Origin of the sequence: Streptomyces sp. NPDC057654 (assembly GCF_042800135.1) — a bacterium.
Taxonomy (GTDB): Bacteria; Actinomycetota; Actinomycetes; order Streptomycetales; family Streptomycetaceae; genus Streptomyces.
In genome coordinates this window covers 1-3,640 of the sequence record NZ_JBHVHQ010000859.1, presented here as the reverse complement: position 1 = coordinate 3,640, position 3,640 = coordinate 1, and the positions used below count along the sequence as shown (strand labels likewise).

Genomic DNA, 3,640 nt, shown 5'->3' with positions numbered 1-3,640 from the left:
CTCCGTCTCCAGCCCCGCCCGCGTCCCCACGCTGCCCGCCACCAGCGCCTTCGACAGGCCCTCGGCGTACGCGCGGGTGCGGAAGTAGCGGAACCGCTCGCGGGCCGCCGGCACCCGGTGGTGGATCACCGCCCGGTCGTCGATCAGCAGCACCGCGTCCGGCATCGCGCGGGTCAGCCGGATGCACATCTCCGTCTCCTCGCAGCCCAGCGGCAGCCGGTGGCCGTCCCGCCCGATGCCGCAGGCGAACCCCCCGACCGCCTCGAACGCGGCGCGCCGGAACGACGCGTTGCCGCCCAGGACGTTGCGGACCCGCACCCGGCCCGGCGGCAGCCCCCGGTACGTACAGCCCACGACCCAGTCGAACTCCTCGGGGAACCAGGCCGGCCGGCGGCGCGACTCCCATGCGGGGGCGGTGCGGCCGCCCACGGCCATCACGCGCGGGTCCGCGTACGCGGCGGCGAAGCGGCGCAGCCAGTCCCGCTCGGCGACGGCGTCGTCGTCGAGGAAGGCGATGACCTCGCCCGTGGACTCGGCGACGCCGGTGTTGCGGCCCGCGGACAGGCCCCGGGGCCCGGCGTTGGCGAGCACCCGCACCTCGCCGCCGGGGCCGGACGCCGCGCCCGCGCCGTCGTCGCCGTAGTGCTTGGCGAGCCGCCGCAGCAGCGCGGCGTTGTGGTCGACCACCAGCAGCGTCTCGTGGGCCGGCGCCGACTGGTCGCGCAGCGAGGCCACGGCGGCCAGGATGTCCTCCCAGCGGTCCTCGGTGTAGACGCAGACGACCACCGAGACGGCGGGCGGGCCGGACCGCCGTGCGCCCGGCCCGGTGGGCTGGTTCAAGACACTTCCCCGCGGCTCGCGCCCGGCGCCATGGCCGCGGTCCGCTGCCTGCGCGGCCGGGCGGCCCGCTCGCGCAGTATCACTCTGAGCACCCGCAGCCCGTCGTGGACCGCCCGCAGATTGCTGACGCCGTGGATGCGCTCGAACTCGTGGCTCGGCACTTCCTGGACCCGTAACCCGGCCTTGACCACCCGGATGTTCATCAGGGTCTCGATCTCGAACCCGGCGCAGTCCAGCGCGATCTCGTCCAGGCACCGCTTCCAGAAGGCGTTGTAGCCGTAGCACAGATCGGTGTAGCGGGCGCCGAACTTGTGGTTGACCACGGAGGTCAGCACCCGGTTGCCGAGCTTGCGGATCGGGGTCATGTCGTCCGTGCCGCCGCCGTTGGCGAACCGTGACCCCTTCGCGAAGTCCGCGCCCCCCACCAGCGCGGAGACGTAGGAGACGATCTCGCCGCCGTCCGCCGAGCCGTCGGCGTCCACCATGACGATGATCTCGCCCGTGCAGGCGGCGAACCCGGTGATCAGCGCGTCCCCCTTGCCCTTTCCGCGCTGTTCGACGACTTTGATCTCCGGCCACAGTTCCCGGGCCACCTGAACGGTGTCGTCCGTTGAATTCCCGTCGACCAGGACCACTTCGTGTATCCAGTCGGGGAGCGTCTTGAAGACGTAGGGAAGATTCTCGGCCTCGTTCATCGCCGGTATGACGACGCTCACCGGCGGTGCTATTGCGAAATCCGAGGTCACCGGCCTATATTGACCGGGAATTAATGGATCTTGGCTGGTTGCCGCAGGACGCAGAACTGAACTCATGAGTCTTTTTCCCTCTCGTCCGGTGGACCGCCCGCCCAGAGCGGTCCGTTGGGTTATCCGGTTCGAAAGGGGGGTCCTCACCCTGTGTCCGACGGCATGGATCCCCGTACGGGCAGGGCGAGTTGGCGTGTGGTGCTGGCCGCGCGGCCCGTAGCTCGGCACGACTGGCTCGGCCGGGTACGGTGCCCCCCCACCGCGCCCCGCGCCGGTATCCATCGCGGTGCTTGAGCCCTCCCCTTGCGCCGCTTTGCGTGATGGACCGATGCGGGTGGATGTACGACGGTATTGACGGTTGAGACTCTAAGGCAAGACCTTGAGCCGAGACCCCTCCTTCGATGTTTTTTGCGCCTGATTCCGATGGCGCATTCGGAGCCCTTTGTTCCTCCGGACCTTCCTCAGTCGGCCGACCGAAAACGGCCCATTCGCTTCAGCAGCCGGTCGGCCGGATCGAAGAGCTCAGGCCGGGAGAGGACCGTATTGCGCAGCGCCCGCACCGGGGCGCGCCGTGCGCGGTGCGCCAGCGCCACCGGATGGCGGCGCGTCACCCAGCCCTCGGACACGGTCAGCTCCCGTGTCTTGAGGGAGTCCTTGTACTCCTTCTCGCCGCGCCCGAGATCCAGATAGGCCATGCCCTGCGCGGCGGCGCCCTCGGCCATCCGCAGATGCAGCACGAGGCCGGGCGAGAACTTCGCGAACGCCGGGTCGTACGCGGGAAACCAACAGGCCAGCACCCGCTCCGACCGCAGTCCGAAATGCGCCGCGACCGGCCTGTCGCCCGCGTAGAGCACCGAGAGCAGCCCCGCGAAGGAGGGGGTGCGGGTGTGGAAGAGCTGCTCCACGAGGTGCGCGATCCAGGCGTGGGCGAAGCGGTCGCTGCGCCCGGTTCTTCGGTACTGCGCGGACTTCCAGCCGATCAGCGTCGCGAGGACGTCCGGATCGCGCTCATCGTGCTCGTACCGCACCTCGCCCACGTCCCGGCCGAGCTTGCGCTCCTTCGCCAGGGTCGTGCGGGTGAACTTGCCCGCCTGCTTGCGCAGCTGCGCCAGATACGCCTCGTACCCCTGCTCGACGTCGATCACCGGGGAGGCGTACGAGCCGGCGGCCCCCACCTCGAACGGCTTCTGCCCCTCCACCAGGTGGTCGAACTCCCACACCGACATGGAGCACGCCGACAGCAGCTCCCGCGCGTCCCACTGGAACCCCGGCCGGTGGACCAGACCCTGGGCGTCCGAGACGCCCAGCCCGATCGCCCGGCCCACCCCGGACACGGAGCGCTGGAACGGCAGGAAGGCCACCGGCTCGCCCTCCTCGCGCGCGACCGCGATCCGCACCCCGCGCCGGCAGCGGCCGACGGCGAGGGCGAACTCCGGGGCGAGGAAAGGGTTGGCGAGCTGCGGCGTGCCGTTCTCGAAGGACTGCGACTGCATGGCGGTCCACGCCGCACGGTCCCCGGCGGTCAGCTCACCGGGGCGGTACACGCTGATGCTCACGTCAAGAGGTCCGACTTCTCGCCGCGCGGTCGCGGTGGTGCCGCGCGTGTGCCAGCAGGGGTAGGGCGAAGAGGATGAGGCTCAGGGCGGCCACGGCGACGATCCCGCCGGTGACCGACCAGATGTGCAGCGCGAGCATGGCCTGGGCGATCAGCAGGTCGATCGCGAGGGCGCCGCCCGCCGCCGCCACCCACCTGCCGAGCGGGTCGAGGCCGCGCAGCGCGACCGCCACGGCGCACGCGGGCGCGGCGAAGAGGAAGAAGAGCGCGAACGGCGCGCGCAGGGGTGAGGCGATATCGCCGAGCGCCAGCGCCGCGCCGACCCCGCCGACGGCGACGGCCGCGCCCGCGACGGCGGGGAGCGAGCCCCCGAGCGCGGATCCCCGGTCGGCGTCATTCTTTCCAGTGATGTTCTGCATGGGCGACTTTGCCCCCCGAAGCGCCGGATGCCGGGCTTCAATGTCGCGCAATCGGCGGATGCGCGTCAAGATGTGAAGGG

At 71.2% G+C, this 3,640-nt stretch carries 4 protein-coding genes; all 4 read right to left on the bottom strand.

The genetic code is table 11. From position 1 onward, the window contains the following. On the bottom strand, positions 1 to 840 hold an 840-nt coding region (locus tag ACFU99_RS37280; RefSeq protein ID WP_384401194.1), incomplete at its 3' end, for a glycosyltransferase family 2 protein. Continuing rightward, the gene (locus ACFU99_RS37275; RefSeq protein WP_384401190.1) at positions 837 to 1,652 is read right to left on the bottom strand and encodes a glycosyltransferase family 2 protein; all 816 of its coding nucleotides are present in this window, start codon (positions 1,650 to 1,652) and stop codon (positions 837 to 839) included. The genes ACFU99_RS37275 and ACFU99_RS37280, both read right to left, overlap by 4 nt. A gap of 395 nt (positions 1,653 to 2,047) precedes the next feature. Then, positions 2,048 to 3,142 (bottom strand): GNAT family N-acetyltransferase, encoded by a 1,095-nt coding sequence (locus ACFU99_RS37270; protein ID WP_384401187.1) that lies wholly within the window; start codon positions 3,140 to 3,142, stop codon positions 2,048 to 2,050. A gap of 1 nt (position 3,143) precedes the next feature. After that, positions 3,144 to 3,560, bottom strand: a complete 417-nt coding sequence (locus tag ACFU99_RS37265) for a hypothetical protein (protein WP_384401185.1) — start codon at positions 3,558 to 3,560, stop codon at positions 3,144 to 3,146. Positions 3,561 to 3,640 lie beyond the last annotated feature (80 nt).